The sequence below is a fragment of the Pseudoalteromonas sp. PS1M3 genome (assembly GCF_016865405.1).
GTDB classification, from domain to species: Bacteria; Pseudomonadota; Gammaproteobacteria; order Enterobacterales; family Alteromonadaceae; genus Pseudoalteromonas; species Pseudoalteromonas marina.
The window spans coordinates 2,312,425-2,333,381 of record NZ_AP022624.1 but is presented as its reverse complement, the minus strand read 5'-3'; the positions used below and the strand labels follow the sequence as shown (position 1 = coordinate 2,333,381).

The following is a 20,957-nucleotide window of genomic DNA, read 5'->3' as shown; positions in this document are numbered from 1 at the left end:
TGGCCACTTAATACGCCCAAAAGCCAGCGATTATGCTGGTATATAAAGAAGTTAGAATGACGAAAAAACTGCTGCCACTACCTGTATCAACGCTTGCACCTAGTATTTCTACTAATCACGTACTGACGTGCATGAATAATCCCTACCCAGAGCAACTCAATTTTATAGGGCAACAACGTGCACAAAGTGCGCTCGATTTTTCGCTGGGGATGGAATTACCTGGTTATAACGTTTACGTTATGGGCGAAGCCGCACATGGGCGTTACACACTCGTAAAGGACAAACTAAAACAGCATGCCAAAGGCCGAGTAACCCCAAACGAATGGTTGTATGTTAATAACTACGACGACCATCGCGAGCCAATAGCATTGTTTATGCAGGCAGGGCAAAGCAAACAATTGAGTGACGATATAGACTCGTTTTTAGACGAAGTGCTCGACACATTTCCAGCCGCATTTGATAACCCTGCTTATCAGCGTAAGAAAAAATCAATTGATCGTGAATTCAATGATGCTTACGACAGCGCAATTACCGCCGTTGAAGTGGCTGCGCTTGAGCAAAGCGTTGCACTGGTTGAAGAAAAAAGCTCAGTGGGCTTTGCGCCGCTTATAGATGGCAAGCAATTGAGTGATAGCGAGTTTGCAGAACTTGAAGATGATCTTCGCGAAGCGTTTTTTGAGAAAATAGAAAAACTAGAAGATGCGTTAATTGAAGCTCTGATAGAGTTGCCGCGTTGGAAACGTGAATCTAAAGAAAAACTCCGCAACCTTAAAAAGTCGACCGCTGAGCAAGCAACTAAACCACTGTTAAAAGATTTAGAACATAAATACGCCACACATATTGGCGTGCTTCGCTATTTAAAAGACATACGTGTAGAAATTATAGATGCTGTACTGGAATGGCTAGACGATGAAGACGAAAACGAAGAAAATAAGGAAGACTTTGATCGTAAAGGCATGCTCACTGACTTTTTTGCCCCCAATATTTTAGTCGAGTTTAAAGAAGACGATGCAGCCCCCGTGGTGTACGAGCCTAACCCTACCTTTGGTAATTTATTTGGCAAAATAGAGTATGCCACTTCACAAGGTACACTAATCACCAGCTACCGCTCAATTCAGCCCGGTGCATTACACCGTGCAAATGGCGGTTATTTGATAATGGATGCTGAAAAAGTAATGGCTAACCCACAGGTGTGGGATGGGCTAAAGTTATCGCTGAAAATGCACCAAATTAAAAATGACTTACCATATCAAGATAGTACAGTAGGCACGAGCTTTACGCTTCGCCCGCAATTGATCCCACTTGATGTAAAAATTATTTTATTGGGCTCGCGCGATTTGTATTACACCATAGGTGAATACGATGAAGAATTCGCAGAGCTATTCAGAGTACTAGCTGATTTTGATTACTACTTACCAAGCAGTGATAAGTTACAGTATCAGTTTATTACTAAAGTGACAGAGTACTGCGAAAAAACGCTTAAGTGCACTACAACGCAAGCCGCTATGGTGAGATTGCTTAAATTTAGTTATCGCCAAGCTGAGCATCATAATAAGCTGTCAGCGCGTTTTGCTGATGTGTTAGAGCTGGTGGCTGAGGCAAGTTACTACGCAAAACAAGATAAGCTAACGGTTATTGATGCGCATCATATTGATGAAGCCATTGAGGGTAAGCAATACCGCACCGGTCAAATTAGTGAAAATATGCTCAGTGATATCAAAGAAGGTCATACGTTAATTGCTACAACCGGACAAGCCATTGGTAAGGTAAATGGCTTAACGGTACTGCACATTGGTGATACGTCGTTTGGTACACCGGCGCGAATTACTGCCACTGTATACGCCGGCGCTGATGGCGTAATAGACGTGGAACGTGAAGCAGAACTGGGTAAAGCCATTCACTCTAAAGGCGTGATGTTACTTACCGGTTATTTAGGTAATAAATATGCCCAGCAGTTTAGCCTTACGCTCAGCGCAAACATTGCAATAGAACAAAGCTATGGCTACATAGACGGCGATAGTGCCTCGTTGGCTGAGCTTTGCGCGTTAATTTCGGCTATTACAAGCTTACCAATAAGCCAATCAATTGCGCTTACCGGCTCTATAAACCAACATGGTGATGTACAAGCTATTGGTGGTGTAAACGAGAAGATAGAAGGCTTTTTTAAGTTGTGTAAAATGCGCGGCTTAACGGGTGAGCAAGGCGTTATTATTCCTAAGTCAAACCAAGTTAATTTGGTTTTAGACGACGAAATACTCAATGCGGTAGAGCAAGGCAAATTTAATATTTACGCAGTAGAGACGGTCGATCAGGCGCTAAACTTACTGATGGATATTGAAGCGGGCGAACTCATCGACGATGTATACCCTGAAAGTTCAGTAAACGGCATCGCACTTGCGCGTTTAAAAGAGATAGCCGATATTGTTAATGGCGATAACGAAGACGATGCGGATGACGAGCTAGAAAACGATAAACTAGAAGACGAGAAAAACTAATTATGATCAATATTATTTTGGCGGTTGTGATCGCTATTTTGTGCGTTTTAATATTTAAAAATAGTAAAAAAGCCAAACAACAGGCGATTGCTAATGCGCAAATTGAAAGCGACTATTTAGTGGCAAACGCTAAAGTAGATGGTGTATTGGAAACTGCATCTGGCCTGCAATATAAAGTATTGCACAAAGGAGAAAACACCAATACACCTAGCCCAACAAGTATGGTCAATGTGCATTACCACGGTACACTCATCGACGGCACTGTGTTTGATAGCTCAGTAGAGCGCAAGTCACCTATTAGCTTTGGTTTACACCAAGTTATTAAAGGGTGGACCGAGGGGTTACAGTTAATGAGCCCGGGAGACAAATTTCAGTTTTATATACCGCACCAATTGGCTTATGGCGAAAAGCGGGTAGGGAGCATTCCACCAGCATCACTGCTTATTTTTGAAGTAGAATTGCTTGCAATAGAGTCGTAAAGTTACTGTGTTTGCTCACTTTTAACCGATTAAAAGTGAGCATGACGTACTAACCTGAAAATTCAATGTGTGCTATTTCAAGCTTAAATTTTCCCGCCTGTTTTCCTGCAATCATAAAACCAAGTTGTCTAATATCACTAAAATCAATCACTGGTTGCTGGGTTAGCGTACGACCACGAAAAGTAAGCGTAAAATCGCTTGGGGTAAAATTAATGTTAGTCCATTCATTTTCTATTGTTTTAAATGAGTGTGTATACGCAGGTCCATCAAGGTAGTTGGATGTACGCAGCCTTAGTTGATACGTTTGACCGTCACCTTTAACACGTAAATTAATAGTATTTGCGTTTTGGCCCTGTGTGTTGAGCTCAGTGCGGATAGAAGCAAACCCTCCGTTATTTTTAAGCGATACATTACCTTCAAATACCAATGCCTCTTTTGTATGGCTTACTTGGCTATTAGACACGCCCCCCATGACCGAATCGTTTACAATGTACCACCGCTGATTGGCGTTAACCTGTGCACTTAGCAGCAAAGTATTAAATATAAAAAGAGAGGATAATTTTTTAGTAGTCATTGGGGTTGCTCCAAAAGGCTTTGATTAACTAATACGATCACACATATAAATTGTTCACTTAACCTAAAACTAATTTATTAATAACGCGCAGGGCTTGCTGGCTTTTAAGGATAAAAAATTTGTTAAATCGAGGGTTTTTAGTCACTGCGCAAAGTTTGTAACCTAGTGGACTAAATAAAAGTTGAGTAAAGCTTCTGCGTCCCGCTCACCCTTTTACCTTCACCTTGAAGGCAACAAACAGTAAATAGCGCTTGTTTGAATTAGCTTGAGCAAAAAATAAAAAGCGCGTAAGTTAAACGCGTTACCTATTTTAATAACAAGAATTAAAATGAAAGCAAAAGAAATAGAACAATTAGAATTATCTAAAACCGAAACTAGAGAAGTCATTACCCCTTATGCATTTAAGGTTGATAACGCTCTGTTAGGCATACCTCTAGCAACACCTCTTAAACGAGCTTTAGCAATAGTAATAGATGTTGCCCTAATATTTGTAGCTGCAAAGCTTAGCGCCACCTTAATTGCGTTTGTTGCTGCTATGGCTTTTTATAAAGGCACCGCGCAGCAATACCTTCCTAAAATGTCGAGTGTATGGAGAAGAATATTAAAAATAATGGCAGCGAGTATTTTATTTGTAAGCGCTCTTGCTGTGCTTTCAATTGGCATAGACTACTTAGAAGACGATAACAGTGAAATCGCCTCAGTTATTCAAGGTGTAAAAATAGAAGACGAAATACAGCTTACTGAGTCAGAAAAACACCGTGTAAATGCCTATTTAATTGAAGTAGTAGACGAGAGCTGTGAGCAGTCTTGCCAACAAAATGCGCTTGATAATTTGATAGGACAAGTACCCAAGTTAGCAGAAATGGACGACCTTCAAAGCCCACAACTTGCTAGAGCACTTTTACAATTATTAGTGCTCAGTGAAAATAACGAAATAAAGCCTGCACAGTTAATAGAAGAAAAACCTGCGCAAACAACTACAAACAGTATTTTGCAGTGGGGTAAAGGTATTATTCAAGACTTAGGCTTAGGTTTTGGGTGGGCTGCTGTTTATTTTACGCTATTTTCATTACTTTGGCGTGGTCAAACTCCCGGTAAGAAGGTGTGCAATATACGTGTTGTTGCCTTAAATGGCGAACCACTTGGTTTGCTTGATTGCTTTGGCCGCTACGGTGGTTATGGCGCGGGTTTTGCCACTGGGTTGCTAGGCTTTTTACAAGTATATTGGGACCCAAACAGGCAAGCCATTCAAGATAAAATATCAGCGACTGTGGTTATTCAAGGTAGCGTAAAGCAAATTGTGAATATAGAAACAGTAGAAGAAACCGTAAAAGCTAAATAATTAATAGTTATAGGTAATAGGTACGCTAGTGAAGTTTTTAATGTTGACGATTATTACTTTATTTTTTGCAATCAGTGCAAGTGCTTCCGAGTCGGTTGTGTTAGCAAAGAATAACCATATTGAGTCTCGAATTTTAAAAGAGAGGCGATTTTATAGCGTTTACTTACCACCTAGTTATAGCCAAAATACTGATAAAACATACCCTGTAGTTTACTTACTTGATGGTGATAGCACACATTTAAAAGCAGTTGCAGGGCTGGTGGAAGCGTTAAGTACAGAGCGTTTAGAGCAGCAAATACAGCAAGCAATTATTGTAGCTATTCCTAACAGCCAAAACGCAATAAGAGAGCGCGACTTTACTCCAACCAATGTTGACTGGACGTTTAACGGAAAATTATTAGAAAGGTTTGAAAATATCGGCAATGCCGCAAACTACAGTGCATTTTTTGAAAAAGAACTTATTCCACATATTAATAAAAACTACCGAACATCAAATAAGCGGGTATTAATTGGTGAGTCTTTTGGTGGCTTATTTGCAAGTTACGTACTGTTGACTAATCACACATTATTTACAGATTACTTAATAATTGATGCTACCTACATTTGGGATAATAATTATTTAAACCGTTACTTTAAAAATAACCAACTTGAAAACAAAGAGATGGCAGGGGGTGTGTATTTTACGTTTGCGAATAACGCCACAGCATTTGGTGAAATAGGTAAAACAAATTATCAGTGGGGATTAGCGTTTGCAGATAAATTAAGGAATCACCCAAGTAAAAAATTAACAGTAAAACAGCGTTACTTTGAAAACGAAACACACGGTACCGTTGCTGCACTTAGCTGGTATTATGGATTGAGAAAATTACTTCAACAATCAGTTGTAATTGAAAATCGATAAATAACTATAAATTAAAGTCCAATAACTAGCTAAAGTTTTAGTTAATTATTGGGCGATCGAAGACTATTTTACTTTTGTATTTAACAAGACAATAGGAGTTAAAATATGCTTAAGTATTTGCTCATATTTATCGTTATCAGTTAAGTCAGGGGCATGTAGATCTAGGCCAACCTCATGAAAATTATTTTTTTCAACGTCATTATAATATTGTAAGGCGATACTAATTGCAGGCCTGAATTCGACTGAGTCTCTTGACCTTGTCAATACGTGCTGCTCAACACCATCCCAAGTTGCAGTGCCATCTACTATTTTAATTGAATTTTCTTTTGGGTGGATAACCAGCAAATTGCCAATATTTGGATACGTTTGCTTAATGCTGTTAAACGTAAATTGTATAGCTGCTTGCACTCGTTCTGATTCGAGTTTACCTGTTTTTGTGTTAAAAGCACCGCCTTGTTCAATAATAAAGTTATCAAACATGGGTTGAACTTTAGGGTTTAGGTTAGTTAAGTTATATTTTTTTGAAAAATTAATTACGTTATTATCAAATGCTTCTCTATAGAGTGCTTTGTTACCGGTATTGGCTGTTGGTAACCATATATAGGCTAGGTTACTATGTGTTGCCGGTTTAGCGATTGTAATTCCATTCGCTATCACTTTAGGGTCGCTATTGTATTGAAATAGTTTGCAACCGACTAAATTGAGTAAAACGATGATGACAACCATGTGTTTAATCATTTTTTCGTCTTCCAAGTGTCGATTGTTTTTAATGCGAACTGTAATGCACTATCCAATTTTGCAGGGTCTTTAAATAATTTATCGGCATCTTTCACAATAATTTCTTCATCACTGTTAAATTGTGCCACTAACTCAATACCTCCAGAGCCCATAGTTAAGAGTGTGTCTTTCTCATCTCTAATTCTGATATACACTCTGCTTCCTGGCACATAACCTTGTTCGTTTTGAAATAACGATACGAATATATCACCCCCATCGGCACCACCTTCAAGGTAAGACTCTTCTTGGCCATACCACTTGGCTACGTGGCCTAATAAAATACTGTTTGTAAAATGTGCGCGTACAGTATCAACACCTGCAAACACAAAAGCATTTACACCGAGGTTTGTTTTTGTAGTGGCAAGCGCTTCTTTCCAGAGTTCATTACGTAGGTTTTCATTTGCTTGTCCTGTAAGCGGGTCGTATAAGTTCTCAGCGTTATCTAATAATTGATTAAATACCGTATAAACTTCGCTGGCGTCTACTACTTTAAAACCACGCGCTTCAAGTGCTTTTTTTATTGGCGCTTTATAATGGTTTTTTAATTGTTTTTCAAAATAAGTGAGATCTTCTTCAACATAAAAACCGCCAAATCCAAGTACCTGATAATTTGCTTTTAGTTGTCCCGTATTCATGTAGTTTGGTGAGGATTTACATCCACTTAATATGACAAGGATAATAATGGTAAAAATATATCTCATAAAAACTCCTGAAAATTAAAGTAATTTGATACCAATTTTAGCGAACGATGTAAGGGTAAGTTGCCTATATTCACTTCCACCAACTTGTGAGCGCCAATTGATTGTTGTTTTTTTATTATTCAAACTGCTATCAGTATAAAAAATTAAGTATTTGGCTTCCTCTGGTAGAGTAAATTGAGTTTTGTAATATAGGTTACCAGCTAAATCTAATGTTGTTGGTAAGCCATTTTCCCAAGCCTCATAAGGTTTAAGGTGTTTTATAACCTGCTTTGATTTATCTAACAGTATTAACTCAGGGTAAACAAGCGTTGCTGTTTGAACAAATGCGCCATTGGCGTAACTAAAAACTTGAGCGAAGCGACTATTATTTGGTTTTTCAATTGCAATGAATGGGCTTTTGGCTTTATTAAAAATTCTAATAGGCTGCTTCTTTAAATCAAAAGAGGTCAGCTTGTTTATTTGTTGTGATGCAAATGAAATATCGCTTAAGTTGGCACAGCAGACGGGTTTACTTTTTAGTCTTGATAGGTCACTTTTAGCTGAATTAGCGCAGCCAAACAATAATATGACTAAGGTTGCTATGCTTATTACTTTTTTCATAACTATTTTAATTATTATTAGTACATTGATAATAACTAATATGAAATAAGACTAAAACACATAAATTTATAATATGTAACTCAATGTAAATAAAGTTAAATATGAATTGTTCACACAGGTTTATTCTCTAATTTGACTTATAAATATTGAGTACCTTTTAGTTTTTAAATCGCATTAGAGCCCCACCAATCCCCAATAACGCCACAATTCCCCATACAAACACATTGCCATATTGGCTATACACACTATTACCTTGTATCAGTTTTACATCGGCTTTTAATACAGCGGCTTCAAACTGTGGCATGGTTTGTTGTGTGTGGCTTATGGGGTCGTATACGGCGCTTACCCCATTGTTGGTAACACGTACCAGCGGGCGTTGAAGTTCTAGGGCGCGCATGCGGGCAATTTGCATGTGTTGCAAGGGCCCAATTGATTGACCAAACCATGCATCGTTACTTACGGTAAAAAGTAGATCTGAGTCGCTTTTATAGTTACCGCGTACTAAATCGGCAAACACTATTTCGTAGCAAATAGCGGGTAGTAAGTTAAAACCATTAGCGCGTAAGTTGTTTTGTTCTCTATCGCCTCGGGTAAACGACGACATAGGTAAATCAAACAAAGGCGCGATAGGGCGCAGAAAATCTTGAAACGGTACAAACTCACCGATCGGTAGTAACTGGTGTTTTTGATAGCGATTTTTACCCAAGTATTGATAGTGGCCGTGTTCGTCGCCGCGCTCTTTGTTACCCAGCACTATCAGTGTATTAAATATGGTTTTAGTATCGATTTGGTAGTCAACAATGCCCGTAATAAGGGCGGTTTCATTAAATGAGGCTGCGCTATCTAGCCCAGCTAAGTAGCTGTCGGCAAGGGCTTCTATTTCAGGAACTGCGGCTTCAGGCCAAACAATTAAATCAGCATCCCAATGTGGGCGAGTCATATCTTGGTATTTGCTCATGGTGGTCCAAAACTCGCTCGGCTCAAAGCGAAGGTGCTGCTTTATATTGCCTTGTACTAGTAAAGTCGACATTGATTTACCTGAGTACTCAATGGTGTTTGTTGCACGCGAACCAATACACAAAACAGTAAATACAGTGAGCGTAACCAGCGGGGTCTTTATGTCTTTTTGTGTTAATCGGTACAGTGCAAAGCCAGTGGCAATACAAACTAAAGTCAATCCAAATTCACCAATGTATGGGGCCAGTATATTTAATGGTCCATCGGTTTGGGTATACCCAAAACTTAACCACGGAAATCCGGTAAGGACCACACCCCGTAAATATTCACTAAGAGCAAAAAAGCTAATAAGCAGCAACCCAAAGCTATTTTGGCTGGTGGCAAAACGAGTTGTTAAGTAGAACGCTAAGGCGGGATAAAGCGCTAAGTAGCCGCACAATAGTGCCATTAACGAAAAAGAGGCTACAAGCGGCATACCGCCAAAGGTAGCTATAGACACATGTACCCAACTAATACCTGCACCAAACCAGCCTAAACCAAATATAAAACCATATTTAGCGGCACTCTTCGCATGGGTTTTTCCGGTATTGTTTGGATTAATACAAAAAATGACAGCTGCAATACTAATAAATGCAATTGGCCAAATTTCAAAAGGGGAGTAGCTAAAAGTTAAAATAAGGCCCGCAATAAATGCGAGCCATGATTTTATATCTTTTGCTAATAGGGTCAGTCTAGTTAGCAGTTTCTTCACTGTCGGTGTCATCAGCCTTAGGAACGGTGACTTGCAGTTGCAAGATACGACGATTGTCGGCATTGGTTACTTTAAATTGGTAACCATCTATGTCTATTGTTTCACCACGGCTAGGCATATGGCCAAATGCATGTAAAACGGTGCCACCAATAGTGTCGGCTTCTTCTGTGCTATATCCTGTGCTGAAGTGCTCGTTAAAGTCATCTACTGGCGTTAAGGCCTGAACAACATGAACGTGTTTTGCAAGTTGACGAATGTCTTGTTGTTCTTCTTCTTCGTCGTGCTCGTCTTCTATTTCCCCAACAATGGTTTCAAGAATATCTTCAATTGTAACGAGTCCCGATACGCCGCCGTATTCATCAATAACGACAGCCATATGATAGCGTTGCTGACGAAATTCATTAAGCAGAGTGTCAACACGTTTGCTCTCAGGTACGACCATGGCAGGGCGTAAGTAATCGCGTATTGAAGGTAAATGCTCGTCTTTATTTAAGATAAGCGGCAGCAAATCTTTAGCAAGTAAAAAACCTTCCACGTGATCTTTGTCTTCAATCACCACAGGGAAGCGTGAGTGAGTTGAGTCAACCATCATGGGTATTAGCTCTTCAAGCGGGCTGTCGATCTCAAGAGTGACCATTTGTGAGCGCGGGATCATTATGTCTCGCACTTTAAGCTCAGATACACTAAGCACACCTTCAATCATTTCTTTTGTTTCTGGATCGATTACGTCTCGTTCTTGCGCATCGGCAATCACTTCGACCAGCTCTTCTCTATTCTGGGGTTCCCCTTGCAGCATTTGGGTTATTCTACCCAACCACGTTTTGCCAGAAGAACCCTGGCTAGATTGCGAGTTACCGTCGCTCATTGCGTCTAATTGCTCCGTTAATTTAAATTTCGTCCCGGTATGGGTCTGCTATATTTAGCTCTGCAAGTAATTGCTTTTCTATGCTTTCCATTTGCAAAGCGTCTTCACTCTTTATATGGTCAAATCCAAGTAAATGCAAGCACCCATGAATGACCATGTGGGCAAAGTGGTCATGAAATGACTTCTCTTGCTCCACTGCTTCAGCCAATACAATGGCTGGGCAAATAACTAAGTCACCAACAAGGGGAAGCTCTATTCCTGGTGGCGCTTCAAATTCAAACGACAATACGTTAGTAGGTTTGTTTTTACCCCGGTAGTCGTTATTAAGCTGTTGTGATTGCGCTTCGTCGCTAATTACTATGGTGAGTTCTGACTCATCACGATATTGGCTTAACGCTTTATCAGCCCATAATGCAAATTGGGCTTCACTAGGGAGGTTGTCAAACTCACAGGCTATTTGTAAATCAAGTTCGGTTGTCAAAGTATTACTCTTTAGTAGTAGAGTTAAGTTGAGCAGCTAGCTCGTCTTTTGCTTTTTGCTTTTCAATTCGCTTCAAGCGCTCGCTTTCATCGTTACGCTCGTATGCTTCAACAATGCGCGCAACAACAGGGTGGCGCACTACATCGTGTGCTTTGAAGTAGTTAAAACTAATTTCATCTACACTGTCGAGCACTTCAATAGCATGGCGCAGGCCAGAGCGTGTACCGCGCGGTAAATCAACTTGGGTTATATCACCAGTGATCACCGCTTTTGAATTAAACCCTATACGGGTTAAAAACATTTTCATCTGTTCTGCTGTGGTATTTTGACTTTCATCTAAAATAATAAACGCATCGTTTAATGTACGACCACGCATATAGGCAAGGGGTGCAACTTCAATGATGTTTTTTTCTATTAGCTTTTCGACTTTTTCAAAACCGAGCATTTCGAATAGCGCATCGTAAAGCGGGCGCAGGTATGGGTCAATTTTTTGGCTTAAATCACCAGGTAAAAAACCAAGCTTTTCACCAGCTTCTACAGCGGGACGCGTTAACAAAATACGACGAATTTCTTGTCGTTCAAGGGCATCAACTGCGGCAGCTACTGCTAGATAGGTTTTACCTGTACCAGCAGGGCCTATACCAAAAGTAATGTCGTGGTTTAATATATTGGCAACGTAAAGGCCTTGGTTGTCATTTCGGGGCTTAATAACACCACGGCGCGTTTTTATAACCATTTCTTTGCCGTATGCACTGCTTGAAGCATCTTGCTCTAGGGCTTTAGATTCTGTAATTGCCAAGTGAACATTATCGGGTTCTATTTCACCAATAACACCGCGCACAGGTTGAGTATCAACATATAGATTTTTTAAGATTTCGACCGCAGAGGCACTATTGAGTAGCTTTCCCGTTACTTTAAAAAAGTTGTCGCGGTGAATAATTTCAACAGCTAGGCGGCGTTCAATTTGTTTGATGTTTTCGTCAAACGGGCCACATAAAGAAGAAAGGCGTTTGTTATCGGCAGGTTCTAAATAAATCTCTAATGTTTTTAACTGATTACTCAAAATTGCTTCCTATAGAACGGCGCCAGTATTTACTGGCGCTAGGTGTATTGACTAAGGAACGAAAGTAGCTACGCCAATTTCGTTAACAGTCTCTGGTTTTGGCTCACTGCTTGCTGCTTTGGTTAAAATAGCTGATGGAGCGATATCGCGTCGTAAGTTCATTTCTGATTCTGTACGAATTAAGTCACCACGTAAAGAGTTAGGCAGCGCTTCAGTAATACGTACATCAACGAACTGGCCGATCACCGAATGTGGACCAACAAAGTTAACAACACGGTTATTTTCGGTTCGACCGCGTAATTCCATTGGATTCTTTTTCGATGGACCTTCAACCAAAATACGCTGTTCTGTATCGAACATTTGGCGGCTAATATGCTGTGCCATTTGTGTAATACGGTTCTGTAACAGGTATAAGCGTTCTTTTTTCTCTTGCTCAGTTACGTCGTCTGGTAAATCCGCCGCAGGCGTACCAGGGCGTGCGCTATAAATAAAGCTAAAGCTCATATCAAACCCAATATCGTTGATAAGGTTCATAGTGGCTTCAAAATCAGCTTTACTCTCACCTGGGAAACCGATGATGAAATCTGACGACATGCTTAAGTTAGGGCGAATTTTACGCAGCTTTCTAATTGTTGATTTGTATTCAAGTGCTGTATGGCCGCGTTTCATTAGGTTTAGTATACGGTCAGAGCCACTTTGTACCGGTAAGTGTAAGTGATCTACAAGCTCTGGTACGTCAGCATATGCATCGATAATATCTGGTGTAAATTCTACTGGGTGCGATGTTGTATAACGAATACGGTCAATACCATCAATTGCAGCAATTAATCGAATTAAATCTGAGAAGTAGCAAATGTCGCCATCGTGAGTATCACCACGGTATGCGTTTACATTTTGCCCCAATAGATTTACTTCACGCACACCTTGCTCTGCAAGTTGTGCCACTTCAAGGAGCACGTCATCAACTGGGCGGCTAACTTCTTCGCCACGAGTATAAGGTACAACACAAAAGGTACAATACTTAGAACACCCTTCCATTATTGATACAAACGCAGAAGGGCCCTCAGCTTTTGGCTCAGGTAGGCGGTCAAACTTTTCAATTTCTGGGAACGAAATATCAACAACAGACGAACCTTTATTACCTTGCACTTGTTTAATCATTTCAGGTAAACGGTGCAGTGTTTGTGGGCCAAAAATAACATCTACAAATGGAGCTCGCTGGCGAATAGAATCACCTTCTTGAGAGGCAACACAGCCACCTACACCAATAATTAGCTCTGGCTTGTCGTCTTTTAACAACTTCCAACGGCCTAATTGGTGAAATACTTTTTCTTGTGCTTTTTCACGAATTGAACAGGTGTTAAGTAAGATTACGTCGGCATCTGTTGCATCTTCAGTTAGCTGGTAGCCATTGGTGGCATCTAAAAGTTCAGCCATTTTCTGAGAGTCGTATTCGTTCATCTGACAACCCCAGGTTTTGATATGCAGCTTTTTGCTCATTGAAATTTAGCCTCGTGTTCAATTCGATAATGGCACAAATATGTGCTTGAAACAGAATTAAGGAGCAAGCTTGCTCACTTAAAGGACGCGTATTTTAGCTGGATACCCGCCCAGATCCAAGTATAGTTTTCATGTTTGTGATCTCAAATCAAACTCAGACGAGTTTAATAGCTTGATAGTTATATACTCTCGCACTATGGCGGCGAGTTACGGTACAATTAAAATAGATTAACGTATTAACAAAATGATGAAAAACATGACTCAAAATAATGTGATAGTGGTTGGCGGCGGCATGGTTGGTGCGGCAATGGCAATAAAGTTAGCACAACAGGGAAAGTCAGTGCGCATTATCGAAAAACACCTAATTGATCCGCCTCATGTTTTGAGTAATGACAACGTTGATATAAGAGTATCGGCTATTAATCGTTTTTCTGAAAAGTTACTCGATGGTTTAGGGGCTATGCCCATTTTAAGAAATGGCCGGATTGCACCATACCAACAGTTAGAAGCTTTTGAGCGCGGCGACGATAAATTGTTATTTGATTGCGCCGACATTAATACCACGCATTTGGGCCACTTAATCGAAAACAGTTTAATACAAGCTAGTTTATGGATGCAGTTTGAGCAATACGATATTGAAGTCATCGAGCAAAAACAGATTGTTAGTAAAATTGAACAAAATGCCGATTCGATTACCTTGGTATATGGCGAGCAACGCTATACCGCCGGCTTAGTGGTTGCAGCCGATGGCGGACAATCGCAATTACGAACTAAAGCAAATATTGGTGTAACCGGTTGGCAGTACCAGCAGCAATGTATGGGCGTACTTATTAAGTTGGACGCACCTCAACAAATAAAGACATGGCAGCAATTCACGCCATCAGGCCCTTTGGCTTTTTTACCTATGCAAGCACCTTACGCTAATTTAATTTGGTACGACGATGCCAACACATTAAACACATTTAAAGGATTAAATGGAACACAATTAAAAAGTCATATTTTGGCTAAGTTCCCAGGCCTTGCAGGCGATTTTGAAGTGCAAAGTCATGCAGTGTTTCCAATTACTCGTCAACATGCTAATAATTATTCTTATGGTCGTTTGGTGTTAGTAGGCGATGCTGCGCACACTATTAATCCACTGGCTGGGCAGGGCGTTAACTTGGGCTTCCAGGACGTGGTCGCTTTAGCCACTCTATTAAATGATGCAACCGACGTAGGATGTGCGTTAAAGCTGCAAGAGTACGAACGCGCCCGCCGAAAAGCTAACTTATTAATGATGAGTATGATGGATGCCTGCTATTTTGGTTTTTCAAACCAAATAGCGCCACTAAAATGGGCGCGTAGCCAATTTTTAAAAATGGCTAACAATACTGGGGTGGTAAAAAACTGGGTATTAAAGTACGCAATTAGCGGTGAATTTAGCTAAGAATATGCGTTTACATTTAAGATATGCATTTTACTCATTAAACCAATTTGTAATCCTTTGACTATTCAGCCCTTAAAATGAGAGCTTAAAAGTTATTTTAAAGCTCTTAATCCTAATTTTATTTCCCTTTTACGTATATTTGCCATACTCAAGCAATAAGAAGTCTTTAGTTTGAGGGCCTATGGAAAGTTTATTAATTGTAATCTTATTAGGTATTTTGCTTTTAGGTTTTAGCATTCAGCCAATAATAACAATATGCAAAAAGACTAAAAATATGGCATGGAGTTTACTTCTTGCTTTAGTTGTCTTATTTATTTTTGGGTATTGTTGGATATTACATTATTTTGCAAATAACACTTTAGATAACTTGGTCTTAATCAGTATCTCATTCATTTTATTAGGAGGGGGTATTTTTGTATTTCTAATAATGCGCCTTAGCTTAAAAAGTATTTTAGAAATAGAAAAGTCTGAAAATCATCAACGATTCCTAGCAGAGCATGACAGCTTAACAAGCCTCCCTAATCGCAAGTGTTTTTTTAATCTATTGATTCAGCATATTAATAATGAGCAACCATTTAGTTTATTTTTATTTGATTTAAGTAATTTTAAACGTGTAAATGAGCTCTACGGTAATAGCTTAGGAGATGAATTGTTGTGCATATTCTCCAAAACGTTAAATCTAAATTTATTAAACATAGGTGAACTGCACCGAATTGGCGGTGATGAATTTGCGTTAATTTTAGATTCAGCAAATGAGCAAGATATTTATGATTGTATTGAAGTTATAAAGGGCTCTGTTGAAGAGCCTTTTTTCATTAGTGCGCAAAAAGTATGGTTAAAGCTAAAAGTCGGCGTTAGCTCATATCCTCAAGATGCGTTTTATGCCAATGAGTTATTTAAAAATGCAGATTTAGCTTTACTTGAAGCTAAAAGCACACAGCAATTATTTGTTAATTATTTTGAAGGATTGAGTGAAAGGGCTGATAACTTTCTTGATATGACTACAAAAATAAAAAACGCACTTATAAACCATGAGTTTGAGCTTTATTTTCAGCCAATATTTTGCACTCGTTTTGACGAAATACATGGTGCAGAAGTATTAATTAGGTGGCCGCAGAAGGACGGTTCGTTTATTACTCCTGATCAATTTATCAAAGTGGCAGAGCGTACGGGGATGATTCTTAATATCACTCAATGGGTTGTAATTGAAACAATAAAAAATTTACAGCGTCTAAAATCGTTAGGTTTTACTGGCACCATGCACGTAAATTTATCAACACGAGACCTTGAAAGTGAGAGTTTTGTGGAGTTTATAGAAGAGCTCCTTAAAGAAGACCCTACGTTAAGTAACTACATTGTTTTTGAAATTACAGAAGGTGCAATGATGACTGATTTGGAGGCTGCTCGAGCAATGATGTATAAACTTAATAGTCGTGGATTTGAATTTAGTGTAGATGACTTTGGTACTGGGTTTTCTTCCTTATCTTTACTGCGAGAGCTACCTATAAATCAAATTAAAATAGATCGGTCTTTCATTAATAATATGCTTACTAAAATAGCTGATTATGCAATTGTAGAATCGACGTTATTTTTAGCACATAGGCTCAATTGTAATGTGGTTGCAGAAGGAATCGAAACGAAAGAGTTACAAGAAGCACTTAAATCAATGAATTGTGAATTTCTTCAAGGCTATTATTTTAGCAAGCCACTACCTTTAGAGCGCTTTATAGAGAAATACTTAAACAAAGACGCTAAAGCGTAATGTAGTTACAGCAATGCGCCATAAAATTTAAGAGACTAAACTTGATGTTAGTAGTATTGAGATTTTTAATAAAACGACTAAGTAACTCAATTTTCACTATGAATCAGCAGTGTTTTTATTTACAGAATTAAATTATTAAACGTATTATTTTTTCAATCAGCTTCAGTACATTTATATCACGAGGTGTTTAGCGACTGATCTTAAAATATTGAATTAGTTGGATAGATTTTATAGAAGATGATCTATTGAATGATAGAATTTATTTTAGATAGTACAAAGGAGAACGGTTAGAAAATTGGCTGGGATACCAGGATTTGAACCTGGGAATGCCAGGATCAAAACCTGGTGCCTTACCGCTTGGCGATATCCCAACTTTAAATTTGGATGAGTTTTAGTTCTAATTAAGAACGTGGTGCGGAAGGAGAGACTTGAACTCTCACATCCTAAGATACTGGAACCTAAATCCAGCGCGTCTACCAATTCCGCCACTCCCGCAGTTCTATTCTTTAGCAACATTCTTTGGTAGAAGAAGTTGGCTGGGATACCAGGATTTGAACCTGGGAATGCCAGGATCAAAACCTGGTGCCTTACCGCTTGGCGATATCCCAACAAAGAAATATTTGATTGTTTTAGTTCTAATCAAGAACGTGGTGCGGAAGGAGAGACTTGAACTCTCACATCCTAAGATACTGGAACCTAAATCCAGCGCGTCTACCAATTCCGCCACTCCCGCATATAGTTTTATGTTTATACTCATAACAGAGTTATTCTTTAACAACACTCTTTGGTAGAAGAAGTTGGCTGGGATACCAGGATTTGAACCTGGGAATGCCAGGATCAAAACCTGGTGCCTTACCGCTTGGCGATATCCCAACAAAGAATTAGCTGATAATTTTAGTTCTAATCAAGAACATGGTGCGGAAGGAGAGACTTGAACTCTCACATCCTAAGATACTGGAACCTAAATCCAGCGCGTCTACCAATTCCGCCACTCCCGCATTTTTAACTTTGAATAATCAAAGAAAGGTAGTTATTTTAAACTCTTCATTGAGTTGCAATTTAACTCTTGCAGAGCCAATTCTTAAAAAGAAATGGTGGCTAAGACGGGATTTGAACCTGTGACCCCATCATTATGAGTGATGTGCTCTAACCAGCTGAGCTACTTAGCCATTGTTGGCTGGGATACCAGGATTTGAACCTGGGAATGCCAGGATCAAAACCTGGTGCCTTACCGCTTGGCGATATCCCAACAATAAACAATTGATAGTTTTAATTCTTATCAAGAATAATGGTGCGGAAGGAGAGACTTGAACTCTCACATCCTAAGATACTGGAACCTAAATCCAGCGCGTCTACCAATTCCGCCACTCCCGCATCGAGCATACAGGTAATACTGTTTTGGAACCTAAGTACAGGTCTAATTCAAGACAACTGCCAATTCCGCAACTACCGCACACAAGGTAGTTATTTTAAACTCTTCATTGAGCAACAAAAAATAAATGGTGGCTAAGACGGGATTTGAACCTGTGACCCCATCATTATGAGTGATGTGCTCTAACCAGCTGAGCTACTTAGCCATCTTTTTTGTTAGCACTTCATCGCTGAGTGCGGGGCGTATTATGCTGACATGACCCAAATTCGTCAACACCTTTTTTGCAAAAAAACGCTTAACTGTGTTTGTTTGCAGGAAAATTAAGCTAACAGGCTAAATTTTAATAAAAACGCCGTTTTTTTAACACCGATTAAAGAGGAAGTATAACAGGTTACGCTTTTTTAAAATTAACTTAGTGTTATTTATCCTCTAAAAGCTGACAGCGTATATACGTTTAAAAACAAAAAAGGCTCGTAAAAACGAGCCTTTAAAATTTATTTCCCTAAATAGAGGGAATAAATACTTATACGTTAAACAGGAAGTTCATTACATCGCCATCTTTAACAATGTACTCTTTACCTTCTTGGCGCATTTTACCCGCTTCTTTTGCACCACTTTCACCTTTACAGTTAATGTAGTCGTCATAAGCAATGGTTTGTGCACGGATAAATCCACGTTCAAAATCGGTATGAATTTTACCAGCAGCTTGTGGCGCTGTTGCACCTACAGGAATTGTCCAAGCTCGCACTTCTTTTACGCCTGCGGTAAAGTAAGTTTGTAGCTTGAGTAATTCGTAGCCGCCTCGAATTACAAGGTTAAGGCCTGGCTCTTCTAAGCCAAGGTCAGCCATAAATTCGAGTTTGTCTTCATCATCAAGTTCAGATAACTCAGATTCGATTGCTGCGCACACAGGGACAACCACAGCGCCTTCTGATTCAGCTATAGCGCGAACGCGATCAAGTAGAGGGTTATTCTCAAAACCATCCTCTGCTACGTTTGCAATATACATAGTTGGTTTGATAGTTAAGAAGTTGACAGAGCTAATAGCTGCTTTTTCTTCTTTAGTTAATTCTAACGATCGAAGTGTAAGGCCTTCATCAAGGTGTACTTTTACTTTTTCAAGCGCCGCATTTTGTTCTTTTGCGTCTTTATCGCCGCCTTTCGCTTTTTTAGCATTACGGAACATAGCTTTCTCAGCGCTGTCCATATCAGCAAGTACTAACTCAGTATTGATCACGTCAATATCGTCAGCAGGGTCAATCGTACCCGCTACATGTATTACATTTTCGTCCTCAAAACAACGTACTACATGACCAATTGCATCAGTTTCACGAATATTCGCTAAGAACTGATTACCAAGGCCTTCACCTTTTGATGCGCCTTTTACAAGGCCTGCAATATCAACAAACTCCATACTTGTAGTAAGAATACGTTGTGGGTTTACAATTTTAGCAAGCTCGTCCAAGCGAGGATCTGGAACAGGTACCACACCTGTATTAGGCTCAATGGTACAAAAAGGAAAATTAGCGGCTTCAATACCCGCTTTAGTTAATGCATTGAAAAGCGTTGATTTACCTACGTTAGGCAAGCCAACGATGCCACATTTAAAACCCATAGTAAGATACCTTGTTTAGAATTCGTTTAACCGAGCACTTGGACTCAAGTTTATTCGGGTTTAAACGAATGAAGTCTGTTTTGTGCTTTTAGCACGCCGTCTTTTGCAAGTATTTCCATACAACGAACTGCTTCATCTACAGCAGCATCCATTTTTTCTTGGTCAACCTTTGGCGCTTTTCCAAGCACCCAGCCGGTAACCATTTCACGATGTCCTGGATGACCTATGCCAACACGTAAACGCATAAAATCTTTTTGATTTGCCATTTTTGCCATAATGTCTTTTAAGCCATTATGACCACCGTGTCCGCCCCCTTTTTTTAATTTGGCGACACCGGGCTCTAAATCCATCTCGTCATGTGCAACTAAGATATTTTCAACAGGGATTTTGAAAAAGTTGGCTAAACTACTGACCGCTTTACCACTTAAATTCATGTAAGTAGTGGGGATCAATAATTTGAATTCTTGGCCTTGGATTATCACTTTGCCAGTAAGGCCGTGATATTTAGGATCGTGTTTTAGCGTACAGTTGTAGCGTGCTGCGAGTTGCTCGATGAACCAAGCACCTGCATTGTGGCGTGTATTTGCGTATTCGGGGCCTGGATTAGCCAGGCCCACAAGCATTTGAATAGAATTCAAGGTGCGAGACCTTAAATATTATTCTGCAGCGTCTGAAGCTTCTTCGTCTTCAGCTGGAGCTGCTTTGTTTGCTTTGATTGTAACTACTGAAAGGTCATGGCCTTCGCCTTTACCTAATTCAACAGACGCAACGCCTGCAGGTAGTTGTAAATCAGAGATATGGATTGAATCACCAGCTACTAACTCAGAAACATTTACTTCAATGAATTCTGGTAATGCTTTTGGAAGACAAGAAATTTCAACATCAGTTAACTGGTGAACAACAGTTGCGCCAGCTTTAGTTACGATTTCTTCACCGATGAAGTGAAGAGGAACTTTAGTTGTTAATTTATGAGTTGCGTCTACACGTTGGAAATCAAGGTGAGTAAGCTTAGGCTTGAATGGGTGACGTTGAATATCTTTTAAGATAGCTTCAACTTTCTCGCCGCCTACATTAAGTGTAAGAATATGAGTGTAAAAACCTTCGTCTTCTTGTGCTTTGATCATATCTTTATGAGCAAAAGTAAGAGATAAAGCTTCTTTGTCAGCTCCGTAAAGGATTGCAGGAACTTTGTCTTCGCGACGTAGGCGGCGGCTCGCACCAGTACCAGTTTCTACGCGAAGTTCAGCGTCATATGTATAAGTTGTGTTAGACATGATGTCTCCAATTATTTAAAAG

Annotated in this window: 18 protein-coding genes and 10 tRNA genes; 6 read left to right on the top strand and 22 right to left on the bottom strand. The window is 39.6% G+C overall.

Translation table 11 applies throughout. The annotated features are described in order from the left end of the window. Positions 1 to 56: 56 nt before the first annotated feature. Both PS1M3_RS10825 and PS1M3_RS10820 read left to right on the top strand, forming a co-directional pair. Positions 57 to 2,495 carry a Lon protease family protein gene (locus PS1M3_RS10825; RefSeq protein WP_239104448.1) on the top strand — a complete coding sequence of 813 codons (2,439 nt, stop codon included), beginning with the start codon at positions 57 to 59 and terminating at the stop codon, positions 2,493 to 2,495. 2 nt (positions 2,496 to 2,497) lie between these two features. Continuing rightward, entirely contained in the window at positions 2,498 to 2,974 is a 477-nt protein-coding gene (locus tag PS1M3_RS10820; RefSeq protein ID WP_203984181.1) for an FKBP-type peptidyl-prolyl cis-trans isomerase, read from the top strand. A 49-nt stretch (positions 2,975 to 3,023) separates the two neighbouring features. Here the strand turns inward: PS1M3_RS10820 and PS1M3_RS10815 are convergent, their stop codons facing one another. Then, complete coding sequence (locus PS1M3_RS10815; protein WP_203984180.1) at positions 3,024 to 3,548, bottom strand: CIA30 family protein; 525 nt, start codon at positions 3,546 to 3,548, stop codon at positions 3,024 to 3,026. Between the two features lie 328 nt (positions 3,549 to 3,876). Between PS1M3_RS10815 and PS1M3_RS10810 the strand changes: the two genes are divergently transcribed. Together PS1M3_RS10810 and PS1M3_RS10805 are read left to right on the top strand one after the other, a co-directional pair. Beyond that, positions 3,877 to 4,890: an RDD family protein gene (locus PS1M3_RS10810; protein WP_058428618.1), complete on the top strand. Its 1,014-nt coding sequence runs from the start codon at positions 3,877 to 3,879 to the stop codon at positions 4,888 to 4,890. A 40-nt stretch (positions 4,891 to 4,930) separates the two neighbouring features. Then, complete coding sequence (locus PS1M3_RS10805; RefSeq protein WP_006793407.1) at positions 4,931 to 5,791, top strand: alpha/beta hydrolase; 861 nt, start codon at positions 4,931 to 4,933, stop codon at positions 5,789 to 5,791. Positions 5,792 to 5,854: 63 nt separating this feature from the next. Here PS1M3_RS10805 and PS1M3_RS10800 read toward each other — a convergent pair whose 3' ends face one another. From PS1M3_RS10800 to miaB, 8 genes are all read right to left on the bottom strand, one after another. Next, positions 5,855 to 6,529 (bottom strand): hypothetical protein, encoded by a 675-nt coding sequence (locus PS1M3_RS10800; RefSeq protein WP_203984178.1) that lies wholly within the window; start codon positions 6,527 to 6,529, stop codon positions 5,855 to 5,857. Next, a complete protein-coding gene (locus tag PS1M3_RS10795) occupies positions 6,526 to 7,269 on the bottom strand; it encodes a hypothetical protein (RefSeq protein WP_235420593.1) in 744 nt (247 codons plus the stop codon). The genes PS1M3_RS10800 and PS1M3_RS10795 overlap by 4 nt, the downstream gene beginning before the upstream one ends. Before the next feature lie 15 nt (positions 7,270 to 7,284). Then, positions 7,285 to 7,869 carry a MalM family protein gene (locus PS1M3_RS10790; RefSeq protein WP_203984176.1) on the bottom strand — a complete coding sequence of 195 codons (585 nt, stop codon included), beginning with the start codon at positions 7,867 to 7,869 and terminating at the stop codon, positions 7,285 to 7,287. Positions 7,870 to 8,026: 157 nt separating this feature from the next. Further along, entirely contained in the window at positions 8,027 to 9,577 is a 1,551-nt protein-coding gene (lnt, locus tag PS1M3_RS10785; protein WP_203984169.1) for an apolipoprotein N-acyltransferase, read from the bottom strand. Further along, on the bottom strand, positions 9,558 to 10,442 hold the full coding sequence (corC, locus tag PS1M3_RS10780; RefSeq protein WP_006793412.1) for a CNNM family magnesium/cobalt transport protein CorC: 885 nt from the start codon (positions 10,440 to 10,442) through the stop codon (positions 9,558 to 9,560). The genes lnt and corC overlap by 20 nt, the downstream gene beginning before the upstream one ends. A gap of 22 nt (positions 10,443 to 10,464) precedes the next feature. After that, complete coding sequence (gene ybeY / locus PS1M3_RS10775) at positions 10,465 to 10,923, bottom strand: rRNA maturation RNase YbeY (RefSeq protein ID WP_006793413.1); 459 nt, start codon at positions 10,921 to 10,923, stop codon at positions 10,465 to 10,467. Positions 10,924 to 10,927: 4 nt separating this feature from the next. Next, a complete protein-coding gene (locus tag PS1M3_RS10770; RefSeq protein ID WP_006793414.1) occupies positions 10,928 to 11,986 on the bottom strand; it encodes a PhoH family protein in 1,059 nt (352 codons plus the stop codon). A 51-nt stretch (positions 11,987 to 12,037) separates the two neighbouring features. Then, positions 12,038 to 13,486 (bottom strand): tRNA (N6-isopentenyl adenosine(37)-C2)-methylthiotransferase MiaB, encoded by a 1,449-nt coding sequence (gene miaB, locus PS1M3_RS10765; protein ID WP_010556002.1) that lies wholly within the window; start codon positions 13,484 to 13,486, stop codon positions 12,038 to 12,040. 244 nt (positions 13,487 to 13,730) lie between these two features. Here miaB and PS1M3_RS10760 point away from each other — a divergent pair, with 244 nt between their 5' ends. Next, on the top strand, positions 13,731 to 14,912 hold the full coding sequence (locus tag PS1M3_RS10760; protein ID WP_203984167.1) for an FAD-dependent monooxygenase: 1,182 nt from the start codon (positions 13,731 to 13,733) through the stop codon (positions 14,910 to 14,912). Between the two features lie 427 nt (positions 14,913 to 15,339). Beyond that, the gene (locus PS1M3_RS10755; RefSeq protein WP_239104447.1) at positions 15,340 to 16,674 is read left to right on the top strand and encodes a bifunctional diguanylate cyclase/phosphodiesterase; all 1,335 of its coding nucleotides are present in this window, start codon (positions 15,340 to 15,342) and stop codon (positions 16,672 to 16,674) included. Between the two features lie 296 nt (positions 16,675 to 16,970). Here PS1M3_RS10755 and PS1M3_RS10750 read toward each other — a convergent pair. From PS1M3_RS10750 to PS1M3_RS10690, 13 genes are all read right to left on the bottom strand, one after another. Continuing rightward, a tRNA-Gln gene (locus PS1M3_RS10750) sits at positions 16,971 to 17,045 on the bottom strand. A 39-nt stretch (positions 17,046 to 17,084) separates the two neighbouring features. Beyond that, positions 17,085 to 17,169: transfer RNA gene (locus tag PS1M3_RS10745), tRNA-Leu, on the bottom strand. 38 nt (positions 17,170 to 17,207) lie between these two features. After that, positions 17,208 to 17,282 (bottom strand) — tRNA-Gln (locus PS1M3_RS10740). Positions 17,283 to 17,322: 40 nt separating this feature from the next. Next, positions 17,323 to 17,407 (bottom strand) — tRNA-Leu (locus PS1M3_RS10735). A gap of 65 nt (positions 17,408 to 17,472) precedes the next feature. Next, positions 17,473 to 17,547: transfer RNA gene (locus PS1M3_RS10730), tRNA-Gln, on the bottom strand. Between the two features lie 40 nt (positions 17,548 to 17,587). After that, positions 17,588 to 17,672, bottom strand: a tRNA-Leu gene (locus tag PS1M3_RS10725). 94 nt (positions 17,673 to 17,766) lie between these two features. Then, positions 17,767 to 17,843: transfer RNA gene (locus PS1M3_RS10720), tRNA-Met, on the bottom strand. A gap of 5 nt (positions 17,844 to 17,848) precedes the next feature. Beyond that, positions 17,849 to 17,923: transfer RNA gene (locus PS1M3_RS10715), tRNA-Gln, on the bottom strand. A 40-nt stretch (positions 17,924 to 17,963) separates the two neighbouring features. Beyond that, positions 17,964 to 18,048: transfer RNA gene (locus tag PS1M3_RS10710), tRNA-Leu, on the bottom strand. 126 nt (positions 18,049 to 18,174) lie between these two features. Further along, positions 18,175 to 18,251 (bottom strand) — tRNA-Met (locus PS1M3_RS10705). 318 nt (positions 18,252 to 18,569) lie between these two features. Then, on the bottom strand, positions 18,570 to 19,661 hold the full coding sequence (gene ychF, locus PS1M3_RS10700; RefSeq protein WP_203984163.1) for a redox-regulated ATPase YchF: 1,092 nt from the start codon (positions 19,659 to 19,661) through the stop codon (positions 18,570 to 18,572). Between the two features lie 50 nt (positions 19,662 to 19,711). Further along, a complete protein-coding gene (gene pth, locus PS1M3_RS10695) occupies positions 19,712 to 20,299 on the bottom strand; it encodes an aminoacyl-tRNA hydrolase (protein WP_371816578.1) in 588 nt (195 codons plus the stop codon). Between the two features lie 18 nt (positions 20,300 to 20,317). Further along, a complete protein-coding gene (locus PS1M3_RS10690; RefSeq protein WP_008133144.1) occupies positions 20,318 to 20,935 on the bottom strand; it encodes a 50S ribosomal protein L25/general stress protein Ctc in 618 nt (205 codons plus the stop codon). Positions 20,936 to 20,957: the final 22 nt, after the last annotated feature.

Coding starts and splice junctions, on each gene's coding strand:
- PS1M3_RS10825 (WP_239104448.1), top strand. CDS start 57: ATGACGAAAAAACTGCTGCCACTACCTGTATCAACGCTTGCACCTAGT.
- PS1M3_RS10820 (WP_203984181.1), top strand. CDS start 2,498: ATGATCAATATTATTTTGGCGGTTGTGATCGCTATTTTGTGCGTTTTA.
- PS1M3_RS10815 (WP_203984180.1), bottom strand. CDS start 3,548: ATGACTACTAAAAAATTATCCTCTCTTTTTATATTTAATACTTTGCTG.
- PS1M3_RS10810 (WP_058428618.1), top strand. CDS start 3,877: ATGAAAGCAAAAGAAATAGAACAATTAGAATTATCTAAAACCGAAACT.
- PS1M3_RS10805 (WP_006793407.1), top strand. CDS start 4,931: ATGTTGACGATTATTACTTTATTTTTTGCAATCAGTGCAAGTGCTTCC.
- PS1M3_RS10800 (WP_203984178.1), bottom strand. CDS start 6,529: ATGATTAAACACATGGTTGTCATCATCGTTTTACTCAATTTAGTCGGT.
- PS1M3_RS10795 (WP_235420593.1), bottom strand. CDS start 7,269: ATGAGATATATTTTTACCATTATTATCCTTGTCATATTAAGTGGATGT.
- PS1M3_RS10790 (WP_203984176.1), bottom strand. CDS start 7,869: ATGAAAAAAGTAATAAGCATAGCAACCTTAGTCATATTATTGTTTGGC.
- corC (WP_006793412.1), bottom strand. CDS start 10,442: ATGAGCGACGGTAACTCGCAATCTAGCCAGGGTTCTTCTGGCAAAACG.
- miaB (WP_010556002.1), bottom strand. CDS start 13,486: ATGAGCAAAAAGCTGCATATCAAAACCTGGGGTTGTCAGATGAACGAA.
- PS1M3_RS10760 (WP_203984167.1), top strand. CDS start 13,731: ATGATGAAAAACATGACTCAAAATAATGTGATAGTGGTTGGCGGCGGC.
- PS1M3_RS10755 (WP_239104447.1), top strand. CDS start 15,340: ATGCGCCTTAGCTTAAAAAGTATTTTAGAAATAGAAAAGTCTGAAAAT.
- ychF (WP_203984163.1), bottom strand. CDS start 19,661: ATGGGTTTTAAATGTGGCATCGTTGGCTTGCCTAACGTAGGTAAATCA.
- PS1M3_RS10690 (WP_008133144.1), bottom strand. CDS start 20,935: ATGTCTAACACAACTTATACATATGACGCTGAACTTCGCGTAGAAACT.